Raw genomic sequence first — 15416 nt, forward strand, 5'->3', positions numbered from 1 at the left:
GTGCCGAGGTGCGTGCATGCCCGCGCTGTTCCGCGAAGGCCGTCCCCGGACCCGGAGGTACCTGCAATGAGCCCCGTCGATGCCGTTGCCGGCACGTCCTGGCTGCGCAGCCTGCGCCGGGTGCCGAATCCCCGCGTGCGGCTCGTGTGCTTTCCGCACGCCGGCGGCGCCGCCAGTTTCTTCCGCGAATGGCCGCAGTGGCTCGCCCCGGACATCGACGTTCTCGCCGTGTGCTATCCCGGCCGCGAGGACCGCATCGGCGAATCCTGTGCGCGCGACATGGCGGAACTCGCCGGGCCCCTCACGGACGCCGTCGCGCCGCTCCTGACCGGGCCGACGGCATTCTTCGGGCACAGCATGGGGGCCTCGGTGGCATACGAAGTCGCGCGGCGGCTGGCGGACAGCGGCCGGCCCGGCCCGGACATGCTGCTGGTCTCGGGGCGCGCGGCCCCGCACCGGCTGCGCGCTTCCGATCTGGGTTCCCGGCCCGACGATGAACTGCTGTCCGACGTGCGCCGCCGCGGCGGGCCGCTGGCCGCGGCCCTGGACATCCCGGACCTGCTCGATCTGGTCCTGCCCTCGATCCGGGCCGATTACCGGCTGGTGGACTCCTACGCCACGCAGGCGACGCTGCGCCCGCTCCCGGTGGCCCTCACCGCGTATTACGGCGAGGACGACGTCGACAACCCCACGGAGTCCGTACTGGCCTGGGCCGATGTGAGCCCCGGACGGTTCGCGGCCCGCGCGTTCCCCGGCGGCCATTTCTTCCTCGTCCCGCACGCCGCCGACGTGGTGGGCGACATCGACACCCGCCTCGCCGAACTGGCGGCCGCACGGTGACCGTGAACGTGTACGCGGGCACCGGCCCGTGCACCGGTGCGGAGATCCTGGCCGCCACCGACGACCTGTGGACCAGGAGCGTCATCGGCCCGTCGTGGACCGGGCCGGGCCGGCTGCTGCCCGGCGCCGTCTGCTACGGCACCGGCACCCCGGACGAGCCGGACGGCAGCCTCACCGCGATCGGCGATCCGCACGCCGTCGCGGAGCTGGTCGCTCGTGTCCTCGCGGACCGCGCCGAGCCCCCGTACCTCGTCACGGTGCCCCGCGGAACCGAGGTGCCGGGAGCCCAAAGCACCGCGCAGGAGTGGGAGTTGTTGGCCCTGCACGATGCGCCGCCGCCGCAGCCCGCCGAGGAGCGGGTGGTGCCGGTGACCATGGAGGCAGGCGCGGAGATCACCGCGCTCCTCACCGCGGCCAGCCCCGAGCACTCCGTACGCCCCGGCGCCCCCGAAGCCGAACTGTGGGCGGGCATCCGCAACCCGGACGGCACGCTGATCGCCGTAGGAGCCATGGTGCGCAAACCGGGCACGGCCCTGCGCTCCCTCGCATCGATCGCCACCGCTCCCGCGCACCGGGGCCGAGGGCTGGCGGCGGCGGTCACCGCGCAACTGGCACGCCGGGCACTGCAACGCGACCCGTCCTGCTGCGTCCTGGCCCTCGACTCCACCAACCACAACGCACGCCGCGTCTACCACCGCCTGGGCTTCCGCACGGTCCAGGAATTCACCACCGTGGAGTTCGACACCTGGTGAGGTACCGGCCCTCAGGCGCCGACGTGCGGTGCCCAGCCTGAGGTACATCACCCCCGCCGCGGCCAGGGAGACGGCCGAGGAGGCCGCCCGACCGACGATCAGCGGGCCACCCGCTGAGGGGCCGGCCCCCCCCGGGGGGGCGACGGACCTGCCACCTGATCATGACCGTCCACCTCCCGCCCGGCCCGGGCTCCCCAACCTGACCCGACTGCTTGCTCAGGTTGGACCACCGAACCCCTGGGCCCGAGGCACCGGAGAGCACCCGTGAAGATCTCCCCCGAGGGGACCGAGCTGCTGCTCGAGCCCTCCGGCCACCCCGCAGTGCAGCCGTACAAGACGGCGCTGGTCAAGGACGGCATCCCGGCCACCTCCTTCGCCGTGGACGACGTACAGGCGGAGTACGACCGGCTGCGCGGGCTCGGGGTGCGGTTCTCCCAGGAGCCGGTGGACATGGGCACGGTCACCACCGCGGTCCTGGACGACACCTGCGGCAACCTGATCCAGATCGTGCACATGAAGCAGGACACCCGGTCCGGGCCCCGAGTCACTCGAACGAGGCGATGCCGGTGTCCAGATCGGTTTCGTAGCCGGCGGCGAAGGCGAGCCGGTAGGCGTCGTCGCCGAGGGCGGCGCGGGTCTGCTGTTCGCAGGCTTCGCGGGCGGCGACCCATTCGCGGATGCCTGCCTGGCGCCGGCCGAGGGTGTCCCAGATCTGCTGGGCCAGTCCGAGCAGGTACGCGGCCTGCGTGTCCTGGCCGTCGGCGGCCGAGGCCCGGGCCAGCACGTCCAGGGCCATGGCGGTGCCATGGCTGTCGTGCAGCCGGCGCTTCATCTCCAGGAGGGACCTGGCGTGCTGCTGCGCGGCCGCCGGCCGCCCGCGCGCCAGCTCGGCCTGAGCGCGGAAAAGATCGCCCCAGGCGCGAAGACAGCGCTCGCCGAGCAGGTCGCAGACGACGGTCAACTCGTCCAGCACGGCCCTGGCTTCCTCGATGCGCCCCATGATGATGAATGCGTGGCAGTCGCTCATCAGCGCCATCAGGGTGAGGAAGGTGGGCAGTTCCCCGCGTCGTCGCGGAGCGAGCAGCTTCTCGGCCGAGGACATCACCTGTACCAGGTCACCTCGCAGGACGGCCGGCTACATGGCCAGGGCCGCCGCAAAGAGCGATTCGGCTTCGCCGAACTGCCCGGCCTCGGCGGCGCACTCGGCGGCCAGGGCCTCGATACCGGTCACATCCCCCAAGGGCATCAGCGTCAAGCCGCATGCGTGCAGAGCCCGGATACGGGCCGGGGTCGGCGGCCAGGGCCCGTTCCAGGTAGTGCTTCCCTTCTTTGGGGAAGCCGCAGCCGTGCCAGAGGAACCACAGCGCCCCGGCCAGTTCCAGCGCGGTGCGGCCCTCCGACTCGGCCAGCGTGAACTCCAGGGCGGCACGCAGATCGTCGTGCTCGGCGTTCATCCGGTCGCTCCAGGCGAACTGGTCGGGCCCGGTCCAGGCGGCGTCCCCGGCCCGGGCCAGCCGCAGGTAGTGGTCCCCGTGCCGGCGCCGCAGCGCGTCCTCTTCACCCAGGCGGCGCAGCCATCCGGCGCCGTATTCGCGGAGGGTGTCCAGCATCCGGTAGCGCTCCCCGCCGCCGGTCGGCGCCCAGATCAGGATCGATTTGTCCACCAGGGCGCTCAACAGGGCGGGGATCTCCTCGGCCGGCAGCCGGCCGTCGGCACACACGGCACGGGCCGTCTCGGCGTCGAAGGTGCCGGCGAAGACGGACAGCCGCGCCCACAGCAGCCGCTCCGCAGGGGCGCACAGTTCGTGGCTCCAGCCGATGGCGGTACGCAGCGCCTGATGCCATGGGGGTACGGCGTCGGTCCTGATGCACTCGGTGTCGCCGAGGACGGCGAAGCGGTCCTCCAGCCGTGCGGTCAGCTCCTGTACGGGCAGCTCGCGCAGCCGGGCCGCGGCCAGTTCCATGGCCAGCGGCAGGCCCTCCAGGCGGCGACACAGCCCCAGTACGTCGGCCCGGTTGTCGTCGGTGACACTGAAGCCGGGCACGCTCTCGGCGGCCCGCTCGGCCAGCAGCGTCACCGCGTCCGCCTCGCCGGCCGCCGGGTCGTCGGTCACCGGCACGGGCAACGGGTCGACCGTCAGCACTTGCTCACCGGTGACGCTCAGGACGCGGCGGCTGGTGGCCAGGATCCGCAGGCCGGGTGCGGCCCGCAGCAGCGCCTCGACGGCCATCGCGCAGACGTCGGTCAGGTGCTCGCACGTGTCCAGGACGAGCAGCGTTTCCCGGTCGGCGAGATAGTCGGCGAGTACGTCGATCACGGGCCGGGTGGTCTGGTCGACCAGCGGCAGTGCGTCGGCGATGGTGTGCGCCAGCAGAGCGCCCTCGCTCAGCGGCGACAACTCCACCAGCCAGGCGCCGTCCCGCAACCGAGGCTGGAGCTCCGCCGCGACAGCCCGGGCGAGCCGGGTCTTGCCGACTCCGCCCACGCCGGCGAGGGTCACCAGCCGGGAACGCTCGCACAGTTCCCGTAGGGCTTTCAGTTCCGCCCTGCGGCCGATCAGCCGTGTCGTCTCCGCAGGCAGATTTCCGAGCCGTTTCCCGCCCCGCAGCCGCTCCGTCGTCATTGCGCCGTGCGCCCCGTACATGTGCCGTTCCCTGTGGTGAACAGCAGTGTGCCAGCCTCCCGCACGGAGGGATGGCCAATGCCCGAACGCGAGGACGGGCTCAGCCGTCGAGCAGCGACCGCGCCGTGGCGTGGTCCGTGATGAGGACGTCGATGAGGCCGCCGCGGAGGGCGCCTCGGATGGCGTCGCGCTTGCGGCGCCCACCGGCGATGCCCACGGTGCGCGGGACGGCGCGGAGTTGGTCGGTGGTGATGCCCACGACCCGGTCGTCCAGCGGGGAGTTCATCGGAGCCCCGTGGGCGTCGTAGAAGTGCAGGCACACATCGCCCACCGCACCCTGCCGCTCCAAGGACTTGAGCTCGTCGGGCGAGTACGCGTTGCCGCTCTGCGCGAGGGTGCTGGAGGGCTCCACCTCGCCGATGCCCACGAGGGCGAGGGTGAGGTGGTCCAGGAGCTCCAACGTCGAGGCGGTGAAGGGGTCTTCGCGCAGGGCGCGGGCGCTCTCGGCGGAGCCGGCGAGGCCGGGGGCGGTGAGGTAGACGGCTTCGCCGCGGACGAGATCGGCGAGGCGCCCGGTAAGGCGTGAGGCGTGGCCGGAGGCGGCGGGGTCACCGACGCCGCCCACTGCCTGGACGATGCGCACATCGCGCAGGCCCGGCACCGGCTGCATGGCGTCGACCGTCTCCAGCAGCGTGGCGCTCCAGGAGGAGAGGCCGACCACGTCGCCCGAGCGCAGGGTGGTTTCCAGGTAGTACGCGGCAGCCGCGCCGAGGTCTGCCATCAGGCTCTTCTCGTCCTCGGGGTCGGTGTCGACGACGAGTGCGAGCTTGACGCCGTACTGCTGCTGCAGCGCGTCTTCCAGGTCGGGGTTGGTGCCGGGCGCGGGCGCGACGGTGATGCGCACGATGCCCTGCTGCTGGGCCTTCTTCAGCAGGCGCGAGACCTTCGCCTGGGACAGGTCCAGCCGGGCCGCGATCTCGGGCTGCCGGACGCCCTCCGTGTAGTACATGCGCGCTACACGGGTCATCACCCGCAGCTCTTCGCGAGAACTCATCGGCCTTCCTTTCCCGCAGCGCCGCCCACCGGGCGCTGATCGACTACGGCAACGGTACGGGAGTCACCTCGCCCCCCATCAGGGGGTTGACGGCCCGAGGGCGCAGGGTTTTACTGCTGCTGAATAGAAACTCTAGCCTGAATAGGTATTCACATGCCACTCGTTGCAGTGCCCGGAGCGACCTCCCGGCTCCGCGCCACACGGCAGGCGCTCCGCGCCGCCACCGCCGAGGACAGGGCTCGTTCGCTGCGTGACGCCGCCGCGGCGATCCGGCGCCGGAACCTGGAGATGATCAGCCGGGCCGGCCAGGGCCACATCGGCGGCGACTTCTCCGCGACCGACGTCCTCGCCGTGCTGTACACGGCCGTGCTCGACCTCGACCCGGAGCACCCCGAGGCGCCCGAGCGCGACCGGTACATCCAGAGCAAGGGCCACGCCTCCGGTGCCCTGTACGCCACGCTCGCGTACGCGGGCTTCTTCGCCGACGCCGAGCTGGACACGTACATGGAGCCGCTGTCCGCGCTCAACGGCCACCCCAACCGGCGCAAGATCCCCGGCGTGGAGACCAACACCGGGCCGCTCGGCCACGGCCTGCCCGTCGCCGTCGGCACCGCGCTCGCCGCCCAGCTCGACGGCTCGGCCCGCCGTACGGTCGTCCTCACCGGCGACGGCGAGCTGCAGGAGGGCAGCAACTGGGAGGCGGCCATGTCGGCAGCGCACCACAAGCTGGCCAACCTGACCGTGATCGTCGACCGCAACCGCTTCCAGCAGGGCGCCGGCACCGAGGAGACCTCGGGCCTGGAGCCGCTGGCCGACAAGTGGGCCGCCTTCGGCTTCGCCGTCCAGCACGTGGACGGGCATGACCACGAGGCCCTCTACCAGGCACTGTCCGCCCATCCGGATGGCCCGGACGCGGACCGCCCGGTGTGTCTGATCGCCGACACCGTCAAGGGCAAGGGAGTGTCCTTCATCGAGAACCGCGCGGAGTGGCACCACAAGGTCCCCACCGCCGACCAGACCGCCGCCGCCCTCCAGGAGCTCGCACGATGACCACCGCCGCCCCCGCCCTGCACGACTGCCGCAAGGTCTTCGCGCAGACCCTCATCGAACTGGCCGAGCAGGACCCGCGCACCGTCGCCGTCTGCAACGACTCGGTCGGCTCCAGCAACCTCAAGGAGTTCGCCGGCCGCTTCCCCGAGCGGCTGATCAACGTCGGCATCGCCGAGCAGACGATGGTCGGCGCCGGTGCGGGCCTGGCCAACGGCGGCCGTATCCCGTACGTGTGCGCCGCCTCGCCCTTCCTCACCGGGCGTGCGCTGGAGCAGATCAAGGCGGATGTCGCGTACTCGCGTACCAACGTGAAGCTCTGCGCGATGAGCCCCGGCTTCGCGTACGGGCAGCTCGGCCCGACGCATCACAGCGTCGAGGACCTGGCCTGGCTGCGTACCCTCCCCGAGATGACCGTCCTGGTGCCCGCCGACCCGGCGGAGACCCGGGAGGCGCTGCTGTGGGCGCATGAGTACGACGGGCCGGTGTTCATCCGTATCGGCCGTACGGGCGTCCCGGACGTCGAGCCGCACGTGCCGTTCAAGGTCGGCAAGGCCGCGACCCTCCGCGAGGGGTCCGACCTCACCGTGATCGCCGCGGGCACCACCATTCCGGCCGCGCTGGAGGCCGCGGACAAGCTCACCGCCGCGGGTGTCAGCGCCCGCGTCCTCAACCTCTCGACCATCAAGCCGCTCGACGAGGACGCCGTGCTCGCGGCGGCCCGGGAGACCGGCCGCATCATCACCGTCGAGGAACACAACGTGCACGGCGGCCTCGGCAGCGCCGTCGCCGAGACGGTCGTCGCGCACCATCCCGTACCGATGCGGCTGCTCGGTGTCGCGGACGAGTTCACGCCCACCGGCAGCGCCGCGTTCCTCGCCGAGCACTTCGGGATCACCGCGGAGGGTGTGCTGCACGCCGCGGACGAGCTGCTCGACGCGGCCACGCCCGCTTCGGCCGGTACGCCCTCGGCCCCAGGAGCTGCGGCCTCGTGAACAGCACGCCCAAGCCCGCCACCGCCGACTGCCTGATCGCCCTCGATCAGGGCACCAGCGGCACCAAGGCCCTGCTCGTCGATGCCGCCGGGCAGGTGATCGCTACCGCGTACCGTGCGCTGGACGAGCACCGTCCGCAGCCCGGGCACGTCGAGCAGGACCCGGCCGCCATCTGGGGCGGCGTACTGGGCGTGCTCGGCGAGCTGGCCGAGGCGCGCCCCGGGGCCCGGGTCGCGGGCCTCGCGCTGAGCGTGCAGCGGGAGGCCGTCATGGCCTGGGACCCGGCCACCGGGAAGCCGCTGAGCCGGCTGATCAGCTGGCAGGACCGGCGGACCGCGGACCGATGCCGGACGCTGGCCGGGGGCCCCTTCGCCGCGCTGATCACCGAGCGCAGCGGACTGCCCGTGGACCCGATGTTCTCCGCGACGAAGGCCGCGTGGCTGCTGGACGAGCTGGACCCGGACCGGACCCGGGCCCGTGCCGGGCAGTTGCGCATCGGGACGCTGGACGCCTGGCTGCTGCGCTGCCTCACGCAGGGTACGGCCGGGCCCGCGGGCGACAGCGAGGTGACCGAGGTGGGCTGCGCCTCCCGGACGCAGTTGCTCAGCCTGGACACCGGGGACTGGGACCCCGACCTGCTGGAACTGTTCGGCGTACCGGTGCAGGCACTGCCGCGCGTGGTGCCCTCCACCGGGCCGCTCGGTCACACCCGCGGCCTGCCGATACTGCCCGACGGCGTACCGGTCGGCGCGGTGCTCGGTGACTCGCACGCCGCGCTCTTCGCGCAGAGCCAGGGGCGGCCCGGCGTGGTGAAGGCGACGTACGGCAGCGGCTCCTCGCTGATGGCACTCTGCCCGCCCGGTACGCCGACGCCGGACGGTGTCAGCCGTACCCTCGCCTGGCAGCGGGCCGGCCGGGCCCCGGAGCAGGCGCTGGAGGCCAATATCGCCTCGGCCGGTACGGCGGTGCGCTGGGCGGCCCGGCTGCTCGGCACCGACCCGGCCGGAATCGCCGAACTGGCCGCCGAGGGACGCGACGAGGACCTCTACCTCGTACCGGCCTTCCACGGCCTCGGCGCTCCGTACTGGGACCGCTCAGCACGCGCGCTGCTCATCGGCATCGGTGCCAACACGGGCCCCGCCGAGATCGCCCGCGCCGCCGTGGAGTCCCTTGCGTACCAAGTGGCGGACGCCTTCGCCCGCTTCGGGACCGCGCTCGGCGGCTCGGTGGCCGAGCTGCGGACGGACGGCGGGCCCACGGCCAATGACCGGCTGATGTCCTTCCAGGCCGAGCTGATCGGCCGGCCGGTGCGTCGCGCCGGCCGTCCCGAGATCTCCGCGCTGGGCGCCGCCCACCTTGCGGGCCTCGCCCTCGGAATGTGGGACGAAGCGGATCTCGCGTCCCTCGCGGCCGGACCCGCCCGCTTCGCCCCTACTCACGACGAGACCTGGCGGGAAGCGCGGCTGCGCGGCTGGCGTGACGCGGTCACCCGCTCGCGGGGCCCCGTCCACTGAATTCACCCTCTTAACACCCCTCACCCCCCTCACAACAAGGAAGTTGGAGGACTTACCGATGACCGAACAGCGTTATGCGGGAAAGACGGTGGTCGTCACCGGCGCCGCCCGCGGGATCGGACGCGGTATCGCCGAGCGCTTCGCCGGCGAAGGCGCCCATGTCGTACTCGCCGACCTGGACCCCGCGGTCCACGAAGCGGCCGACCACATCACCTCCGGTGGCGGCAGCGCGCTCGCCGTTCCCACCGACGTCACCGACCCGGCACAGGTCAACGCGTTGTACGAGACGGCCGAGTCGACCTTCGGCGGCGTCCATGTCTCCGTACAGAACGCCGGTGTCATCAGCATCCACCGGCTCGCCGACCTCACCGAACGGGACTGGGACCGGGTGATGGCGGTCAACACCAAGGGCGTCTTCCTCTGCGCCCAGGCCGCCGCGGCGGCCATGCGCCGCCAGAATATCCGCGGCCGGATCCTCAACGCGGCTTCCGGGCAGTCCCGGCAGGGCTTCGTCCACACCCCGCACTACGCGGCGTCCAAGTTCGGTGTCATGGGCATCACCCAGAGCCTGGCAAAGGAGCTGGCACCCGAGGGCATCACGGTCAACGCGTACGCGCCCGGCATCGTCGGCAGCGACATGTGGGACTACAACGACCGCGCCTGGGGCGAGCTGCTGGGCGACTACGGGCCCGGCGAACTGATGAAGGAGTGGGTCGCGGGCATCCCGGCCGGCCGCGCCGGCACCCCCGACGACATTGCCAACGTGCTGCTCTTCCTCGCCGGCGATGCGGCCGAGTACGTCACCGGCCAGACGATCAACATCGACGGCGGCATGTTCATGAGCTGAGGCGGCCCTTGCAGCGCGCCTCATTCACCTCTTCTCCCCCGTACGAAAGTGATCTCCCCATGAGCACTTCGAGCACCTTCTCCCCCGACGCTTTCTCCCTCAATGGCAAGTCCACCCTCGTGACGGGCGCCGGCAGCGGCATCGGACGCGGCATCGCCCTGGGATTCGCCGCCTGTGGCGCCGACGTCGCCTGTCTCGATCTCAACCTCGAGGCGGCCCGGGCCACCGCCGACGAGATCGCCGCCAAGGGCGGCCGCGCGCTCGCCGTCAGCGCCGACACCACCGACGCGGACGCGCTCGCCGCGGCGGTCGGACAGGCCGTCGATGCCCTCGGGCCGATCCGCGCGGCCGTCAACTCCGCCGGGATCGCCGGTGCGACCCCCGCCGAGGACATGGACGCGGCCGATTTCCGCAAGGTCATCGACGTCAACCTCACCGGCGTCTTCCTCAGCGCCCAGGCCGAGGCCCGGGTGATGCTCGCGCACGGTGGCGGCTCCATCGTGAACATCGCCTCGATGTCCGGAACCATCGCCAACCGCGGCCTCACCCAGGCGCACTACAACTCCTCCAAGGCCGGCGTGGTGCACCTGACCAAGAGCCTGGCCACCGAGTGGGCCCGCCGCGGCGTCCGCGTCAACGCGATCAGCCCCGGCAACACGTACACCCCGATGAACACCCGCCCCGAGATCATCGAGCGCATGGAAGCGTACGCGGGCGACACCCCGCTCGGCCGCAACGCCGAGGTCACCGACCTGGTCGGCCCGGCCGTCTTCCTCGCCTCCGACGCGGCGGCGTACTGCACCGGCGTCGACCTGATCGTCGACGGCGGCTACGTCTGCTGGTGACGCCCTACCACGTCTGCCGGTGACACCCTGCAACCGTCGCCCTCCCCCCTCTCTTCTCCCCTCCCCCTTCACCGCTCTGTCCGCAAGGAGCGCGCATGTCCCACCACTGGACCACCCGCCTCGGCCTCCCCCGTCCCCTCCTGCTGGGCTACGCCGGCCTCCTGCTCTTCATGATCGGCGACGGGGTGGAATCCAACTACCTCTCGCCGTTCCTCACCGACCGCGGATTCACCGACGGCCAGGCGGCCTCGGTCATCACCGCGTACGGCGTCGCCGCCGCCATCGCCGCCTGGTTCTCCGGCACACTGTCCGCGCTGTGGGGCCCCAAGCGCGTCATGTGGCTGGGCGCCGGCATCTGGGCCGTCTTCCAGATCGTCTTCCTCGCCGCCGCGCTGCCCACCGACAACTACACCGTCGTCCTGCTGAGTTACGCGATCCGCGGCCTCGGCTACCCCCTCTTCGCCTTCAGCTTCCTCATCTGGGTCATCGCCGTCGCGCCGGTCAAGCGCGTCGGTACGGCCATCGGCTGGTTCTGGTTCGGCTTCACCGGCGGCCTGCCCACCTTCGGCTCGCTCGTCGCCAGCGGTTCGATCCCGCTGGTCGGCGAGTACGGCACCCTGTGGGTGGCGCTGGTCATCGTCGTCGCCGGCGCCCTGGTGGCCTGCCTCGGCCTGAAGGAACCCACCGGCAGCCGCCCCATGGTCGAGAACGCCACCTTCAAGGGCCAGATGATCGGCGGTATCGACATCCTGTGGCGCAGCCCCAAGGTCGCGCTGGCCGGCATCGTCCGCATCATCAACACCGCGCCGCAGTACGGCTTCTTCGTCTTCCTCCCGATCTTCTTCACCAAAACCATCGGGCTGACGCTGCAGCAGTACCTGCTCATGGTCACGCTGATGTTCGCGGCCAACCTGCCCGCGGGCCTGATCTTCGGCGCACTGGGCGACCGGATCGGCTGGCGGCGTACGGTGACGTGGTTCGGCTGCGTGGGCTGCGCGGTCGCGACCCTCGCCATCTACTACGGGCCGATGGCGTTCAAGGACAACTTCTGGGTCGCCACGGTCTGCGCGATGTTCTGGGGCTTCATCCTCTCCGGCTTCACCCCCATCCCCGCGCTGCTGCTGTCGATGGGCCGCCCGGAGGACCGCGGCAGCGCCTTCGCCGTCTACAGCCTCGGCGCCGGCCTCGCCGCCTTCGTCGGCCCCGCCCTGGTAGCCGTCTTCCGCCCCCTCGTAGGCGTCCACGGCCTGGTCTGGGTCTTCACCCTCCTCTACCTGGCCGCGGCACTCATGTCCCACTTCCTCAAGAGCCCGTCCGACCCCCAGTACCGGGAGGACGCGATGCCCGCCCCGGCGAAGGAGAACCCACAGCCCATATCCGGCTGATCACCGGGCGCGCCGCGCCTCGGCAGGACAAGGCCGAGGCGCGGCGGCAACCGATACGGTCCGGGAAATCCGCGAGTCAGAGCCGGTCGAGGATGTCCTGGAGTTCGTCGATCTCGGCGGACTGGGTCTTGATGACGTCGGCGGCGAGCTTCTTCGCGGTGGTGTTGCGGCCGTCCTTCTGCTCGGTCTTCGCCATGCCCACGGCGCCCTTGTGGTGGGCGATCATCAGCTCCGCGAACTTCTTGTCGAACTCCGCGCCCTTCGCCGCCTTCAGTTCGGTCATGTCCTTGCCCGACATCATGCCGGGCATGTCGGAGTGGCTGGGCATGGGCGAGTCGCTGGACATGGACGAGTGCCCGGAGTGGTCCATGCCGGGCATCGACGCCTCCGGCACCTTCTCCCCCCAGCCCTTCAGCCAGCCGGACATGGTCTTGATCTCCGGGTCCTGCGCGTTCTTGATCTTCTTGGCGAGGTCCTTGATCTCATCGGAGGAGGCCCGGGCGGGCGCCAGGTCGGCCATCTCCACGGCCTGGCGGTGGTGCGGGATCATGCTCTGGGCGAAGGACACGTCGGCGTCGTTGTGCGGGCCGGCGGCCGGCGAGGCGCTCGCCGAGGACGACGTGGCGGGCGACTTCGACGCACTGTTGTGGCCGTCATGGCCGCTGCCGCCCTTGTCGTTGCTGCCACAGGCGGCCAGTATCAGGCCCGCCGCAACAGTCGTTGCGGCGAGGGCGGTACGGCGGGCGACGGAACGCGTGCGCTTCATGGTCATAGCTCCTGGATTCAGAGGATTGCAGATGAATTTCTGCAGTTTCTGGTGGTTTCTGGACGTGCCGCAGTAAGGCACCGGCCTGCTGAAGAGGCCCGGTACCTCGTGGCGTGTCTAGATCCGCAGGAGCTGTAGTTCCGCCAGTGAGGGCGGCGCCCGGCTGCCGTGCTCGCTCGTCGGCGCGGCAACACGGGGTACGTCGGCGGTTTCCGGTGGTACGAGGACGCCGGGAACCAGGTCGGGCAGTACGGGGCCGCCGGGGACGGCGCCGGACGCGCAGGTCGCGTCGGCGTGATGTACGCGGTGCGTACCGCAACCACAACCGTCGGCACCGTCGGCACAGCCGCCGTGGTGAGCGGCGAGGACCGTGGAGGCCACCGCGCCGTGGTGCTGGTGAGAAGTCGCCGCAGAAACCGCGACGGGCTCGAGGGCGTGCATGCCCAGCAGCCCCGCCAGCAGACCGAGCACGAGCAGCGCGCGCCACCGCCGGACGGGCGGCGTCGACACACGGGGCGATGTGCTCGGTACGGAACTCCTCACGCCGCCATGCTATGCCGCGGGCCGATGCCGAGACGCACCGGCGCCCCACTTCCCGCTTTGCCCGTCGCAGGCCCCGCCCGTCAGTGCTCAACCCGATGATCGCGGGGACCGCCATGGCCTTCTCCTCGGTCCGCCCGGGCACCGGCGCGTTTTGTTCCTGTACGGCAGTCCGGTGCACGACGTGTGAGTGTCATGGGGTCACAGGCTTTCCTCCGGGCCCCGAAGACCACAACACGCGGCGCAAGGCAGTAGATATTCCGCCCAATATCGCCCCACCGTTTCCCGGTTCAAGGAAATTGCTCATGTTGGACTCATGCCACACAACTTCTCATTAGCGGGCGGGGCCACCACCGCACCGATCCGGCCGTCGCGGCCATCGGCCGCTCCGGCCACCGGGCGGCTGATCGGTGTCGACCTCGCCCGCGGCCTGGCCGTACTGGGAATGTACGCCGCCCACTTGGGCCCCGATCCCTCGGTCGGCGGGTGGCTCGGCTTCCTGATGGAGACCGCCTACGGCCGGGCGTCCGCCCTGTTCGCCCTGCTCGCCGGCTTCTCCCTGATCCTCCTCACCGGCCGCCCGTATCCCAGGACCGGCCGTGCGGGCCGACAGGCGATGGGAAGGGTGGTGATCCGCGCCGCCGTCCTGTTCGCCATGGGAATCGCCCTGATCCTTCTGAACACCGAGATCGATGTGATTCTCGCCTGCTACGCGCTCCTCTTCCTTCTCGCCCTCCCGCTCCACCGGCTGCGCGCGGCATCTCTCGCCGCCATCGCCGCCGCGAGCACACTGGTGCTGCCACAGCTCTTGTACGTGGTCAACCTGTCGATCGATAACGGCAGTTGGGCCGATGCGGTCATCGCGCGTGATCCGCTGGCCGGGATCACCGACTCGGACGGTGTGCTCGACATCCTCTTCACCGGTGCTTACCCGGTCCTGACGTGGCTACCGTTCGTGATCGCGGGCATGGCGGTCGCCCGACTCGACCTCGCCAACGCGGCGATACGCGTCCGCCTCGCCCTGACCGGCTGCGCGCTGGCCGTGCTCGGCTACGGCGGTTCATGGCTGGCCCTGCACCTGGTACCGAACGCCTACGCCGCCATCGCCGCGGGGACGGACGGCCCTTCGCCCTCCTCCGCGTGGTGGTCCGAGCAGGTGGGCGAGCCCACCGACACGTTCCGCGAATGGCTGCTGGTGGCCGCTCCGCACAGCCAGACGACCCCGTCGATCCTGGGCAATGCCGGCGTCGCCCTCGCGGTGCTGGCCGGATGCCTCATCGCCGTGGACCGGCTGCCGCGCTTGCCACGCCTGGCCACACCGGTCACCGCGATCGGCATGATGTCGCTGACCAGCTATGTTCTCCACGTCGTGGCCATTTGGGCCCTGTGGGGCGAGGGGCTCCCCGGGTCCCTGCCGGCGCTGATCGGTATCTCCGTGGCCGTCATGCTGCTGGCCGTCGGGTGGACACGGCTCTTCCGGCGCGGGCCGCTGGAGTACGTGGTGTACACCGCGGTGAAGCCCGCACGTCTCATCAAGTGAAGCACCCACGACGGACGTTCCGCCCGTCCCTCGTGTGAACCGCGCGTCCTCGCGAAATCAGCACCCGGAATGCGCGGTGCCGGCCAGGAGCGCTGCGGGAGCCAAGGCCAGGGCCACGGGGAGCGCGAGGACGACGGCTGCGACGGCCAGGCTCAGGGCGGGCGCCAGTGCCTCCTGCGGCGGTGTCGCCCTGATGAGGCGGCGGATGCGCTCGGCCGGGTCGGTTCCTGTCATCGCGGGATGTCCGATTCCAGCCGTGTAGTAGTTTAGAGGGGTGGACGTCGACCTACCTGCCTCGGCGGCTTCCGATTCAGCGCCGCCTACCGCTGACATCTCCGGTGCACTCACCTCGGCGCACCGTTCCCACCCCCTGACGCTCTCCGCACGGCTCAGCCGACGGATACGTTCGACACGTCTGCCGCTCTCATCGTCGGCGCCGTCGCCCCGGTCGCACAACGCAGTCGGCTCGCAGGTAAGCACGGCGGAGGAGCCATCCCGCACGTCCGCGGCGTACACCGCGTACGCCGTGCCCACTCCTCGTCACCCTTTCGCGGTCCGCATCCCCAGGAGCACAAGGCAGGCCACCATGCAGTCACTCATCGAAAACGCCCGCGCCTTCCCGTCGAGCGTCGCGGAGCGCCGCGATGATCTCGCCGCACTCGCCGAC

Annotated in this window: 15 protein-coding genes and 1 pseudogene; 10 read left to right on the top strand and 6 right to left on the bottom strand. The window is 71.3% G+C overall.

The window, feature by feature from the left end:
• The first annotated feature begins 66 nt into the window (after positions 1–66).
• The 3 genes and pseudogenes from IG84_RS0125305 to IG84_RS40055 all read left to right on the top strand — a co-directional run.
• Positions 67–840, top strand: coding sequence for a thioesterase II family protein (locus tag IG84_RS0125305; protein ID WP_051862366.1), 774 nt, complete (start codon positions 67–69; stop codon positions 838–840).
• On the top strand, positions 837–1592 hold the full coding sequence (locus tag IG84_RS39020) for a GNAT family N-acetyltransferase (RefSeq protein WP_051862369.1): 756 nt from the start codon (positions 837–839) through the stop codon (positions 1590–1592). The genes IG84_RS0125305 and IG84_RS39020 overlap by 4 nt, the downstream gene beginning before the upstream one ends.
• Positions 1593–1868: 276 nt before the next feature.
• Positions 1869–2111, top strand: a pseudogene (locus IG84_RS40055) (VOC family protein); the annotation flags it as partial.
• A gap of 25 nt (positions 2112–2136) precedes the next feature.
• Here the strand turns inward: IG84_RS40055 and IG84_RS39025 are convergent.
• The 3 genes from IG84_RS39025 to IG84_RS0125325 form a co-directional block, all read right to left on the bottom strand.
• Positions 2137–2694, bottom strand: coding sequence for a hypothetical protein (locus IG84_RS39025; protein WP_051862370.1), 558 nt, complete (start codon positions 2692–2694; stop codon positions 2137–2139).
• A gap of 13 nt (positions 2695–2707) precedes the next feature.
• Positions 2708–4237 carry an ATP-binding protein gene (locus IG84_RS38200; RefSeq protein ID WP_051862371.1) on the bottom strand — a complete coding sequence of 510 codons (1530 nt, stop codon included), beginning with the start codon at positions 4235–4237 and terminating at the stop codon, positions 2708–2710.
• 79 nt (positions 4238–4316) lie between these two features.
• Entirely contained in the window at positions 4317–5270 is a 954-nt protein-coding gene (locus tag IG84_RS0125325) for a sugar-binding transcriptional regulator (protein ID WP_031061698.1), read from the bottom strand.
• A gap of 153 nt (positions 5271–5423) precedes the next feature.
• On the opposite strand from IG84_RS0125325, the gene IG84_RS0125330 reads away from it, so the two are divergent.
• The 6 genes from IG84_RS0125330 to IG84_RS0125355 all read left to right on the top strand — a co-directional run bounded on the left by IG84_RS0125330 (position 5424) and on the right by IG84_RS0125355 (position 11903).
• Complete coding sequence (locus IG84_RS0125330) at positions 5424–6320, top strand: transketolase (protein ID WP_078649363.1); 897 nt, start codon at positions 5424–5426, stop codon at positions 6318–6320.
• Positions 6317–7312, top strand: a complete 996-nt coding sequence (locus IG84_RS0125335) for a transketolase family protein (protein WP_051862372.1) — start codon at positions 6317–6319, stop codon at positions 7310–7312. The genes IG84_RS0125330 and IG84_RS0125335 overlap by 4 nt, the downstream gene beginning before the upstream one ends.
• Positions 7309–8826 (top strand): FGGY family carbohydrate kinase, encoded by a 1518-nt coding sequence (locus tag IG84_RS0125340; RefSeq protein ID WP_051862374.1) that lies wholly within the window; start codon positions 7309–7311, stop codon positions 8824–8826. The genes IG84_RS0125335 and IG84_RS0125340 overlap by 4 nt, the downstream gene beginning before the upstream one ends.
• Positions 8827–8884: 58 nt before the next feature.
• Positions 8885–9673, top strand: a complete 789-nt coding sequence (locus tag IG84_RS0125345; protein ID WP_031061710.1) for a glucose 1-dehydrogenase — start codon at positions 8885–8887, stop codon at positions 9671–9673.
• 59 nt (positions 9674–9732) lie between these two features.
• Positions 9733–10518, top strand: a complete 786-nt coding sequence (locus tag IG84_RS0125350) for an SDR family oxidoreductase (RefSeq protein ID WP_031061713.1) — start codon at positions 9733–9735, stop codon at positions 10516–10518.
• Between the two features lie 95 nt (positions 10519–10613).
• On the top strand, positions 10614–11903 hold the full coding sequence (locus tag IG84_RS0125355) for an MFS transporter (RefSeq protein WP_063761850.1): 1290 nt from the start codon (positions 10614–10616) through the stop codon (positions 11901–11903).
• Positions 11904–11979: 76 nt separating this feature from the next.
• Here IG84_RS0125355 and IG84_RS0125360 read toward each other — a convergent pair whose 3' ends face one another.
• Both IG84_RS0125360 and IG84_RS0125365 read right to left on the bottom strand, forming a co-directional pair.
• Entirely contained in the window at positions 11980–12669 is a 690-nt protein-coding gene (locus IG84_RS0125360) for a DUF305 domain-containing protein (RefSeq protein WP_031061717.1), read from the bottom strand.
• A gap of 117 nt (positions 12670–12786) precedes the next feature.
• Complete coding sequence (locus IG84_RS0125365; protein WP_031061718.1) at positions 12787–13179, bottom strand: DUF6153 family protein; 393 nt, start codon at positions 13177–13179, stop codon at positions 12787–12789.
• A 346-nt stretch (positions 13180–13525) separates the two neighbouring features.
• Here IG84_RS0125365 and IG84_RS0125370 point away from each other — a divergent pair, with 346 nt between their 5' ends.
• On the top strand, positions 13526–14749 hold the full coding sequence (locus tag IG84_RS0125370; RefSeq protein ID WP_031061720.1) for a DUF418 domain-containing protein: 1224 nt from the start codon (positions 13526–13528) through the stop codon (positions 14747–14749).
• Positions 14750–14806: 57 nt separating this feature from the next.
• On the opposite strand, the gene IG84_RS41255 is transcribed toward IG84_RS0125370, so the two are convergent.
• Entirely contained in the window at positions 14807–14983 is a 177-nt protein-coding gene (locus tag IG84_RS41255) for a hypothetical protein (RefSeq protein WP_157848940.1), read from the bottom strand.
• Positions 14984–15416 lie beyond the last annotated feature (433 nt).

The sequence above is a fragment of the Streptomyces ochraceiscleroticus genome (genome assembly GCF_000720485.1).
GTDB lineage: Bacteria > Actinomycetota > Actinomycetes > Streptomycetales > Streptomycetaceae > Streptomyces > Streptomyces ochraceiscleroticus.

Excerpts from the sequence above, each read along its gene's own strand:
- IG84_RS0125350 (WP_031061713.1), top strand. The coding sequence starts at position 9,733 with ATGAGCACTTCGAGCACCTTCTCCCCCGACGCTTTCTCCCTCAATGGC.
- IG84_RS38200 (WP_051862371.1), bottom strand. The coding sequence starts at position 4,237 with ATGTACGGGGCGCACGGCGCAATGACGACGGAGCGGCTGCGGGGCGGG.
- IG84_RS41255 (WP_157848940.1), bottom strand. The coding sequence starts at position 14,983 with ATGACAGGAACCGACCCGGCCGAGCGCATCCGCCGCCTCATCAGGGCG.
- IG84_RS39025 (WP_051862370.1), bottom strand. The coding sequence starts at position 2,694 with ATGTCCTCGGCCGAGAAGCTGCTCGCTCCGCGACGACGCGGGGAACTG.
- IG84_RS0125330 (WP_078649363.1), top strand. The coding sequence starts at position 5,424 with ATGCCACTCGTTGCAGTGCCCGGAGCGACCTCCCGGCTCCGCGCCACA.
- IG84_RS0125345 (WP_031061710.1), top strand. The coding sequence starts at position 8,885 with ATGACCGAACAGCGTTATGCGGGAAAGACGGTGGTCGTCACCGGCGCC.
- IG84_RS0125325 (WP_031061698.1), bottom strand. The coding sequence starts at position 5,270 with ATGAGTTCTCGCGAAGAGCTGCGGGTGATGACCCGTGTAGCGCGCATG.
- IG84_RS0125355 (WP_063761850.1), top strand. The coding sequence starts at position 10,614 with ATGTCCCACCACTGGACCACCCGCCTCGGCCTCCCCCGTCCCCTCCTG.
- IG84_RS0125305 (WP_051862366.1), top strand. The coding sequence starts at position 67 with ATGAGCCCCGTCGATGCCGTTGCCGGCACGTCCTGGCTGCGCAGCCTG.
- IG84_RS0125360 (WP_031061717.1), bottom strand. The coding sequence starts at position 12,669 with ATGAAGCGCACGCGTTCCGTCGCCCGCCGTACCGCCCTCGCCGCAACG.
- IG84_RS0125335 (WP_051862372.1), top strand. The coding sequence starts at position 6,317 with ATGACCACCGCCGCCCCCGCCCTGCACGACTGCCGCAAGGTCTTCGCG.
- IG84_RS0125370 (WP_031061720.1), top strand. The coding sequence starts at position 13,526 with ATGCCACACAACTTCTCATTAGCGGGCGGGGCCACCACCGCACCGATC.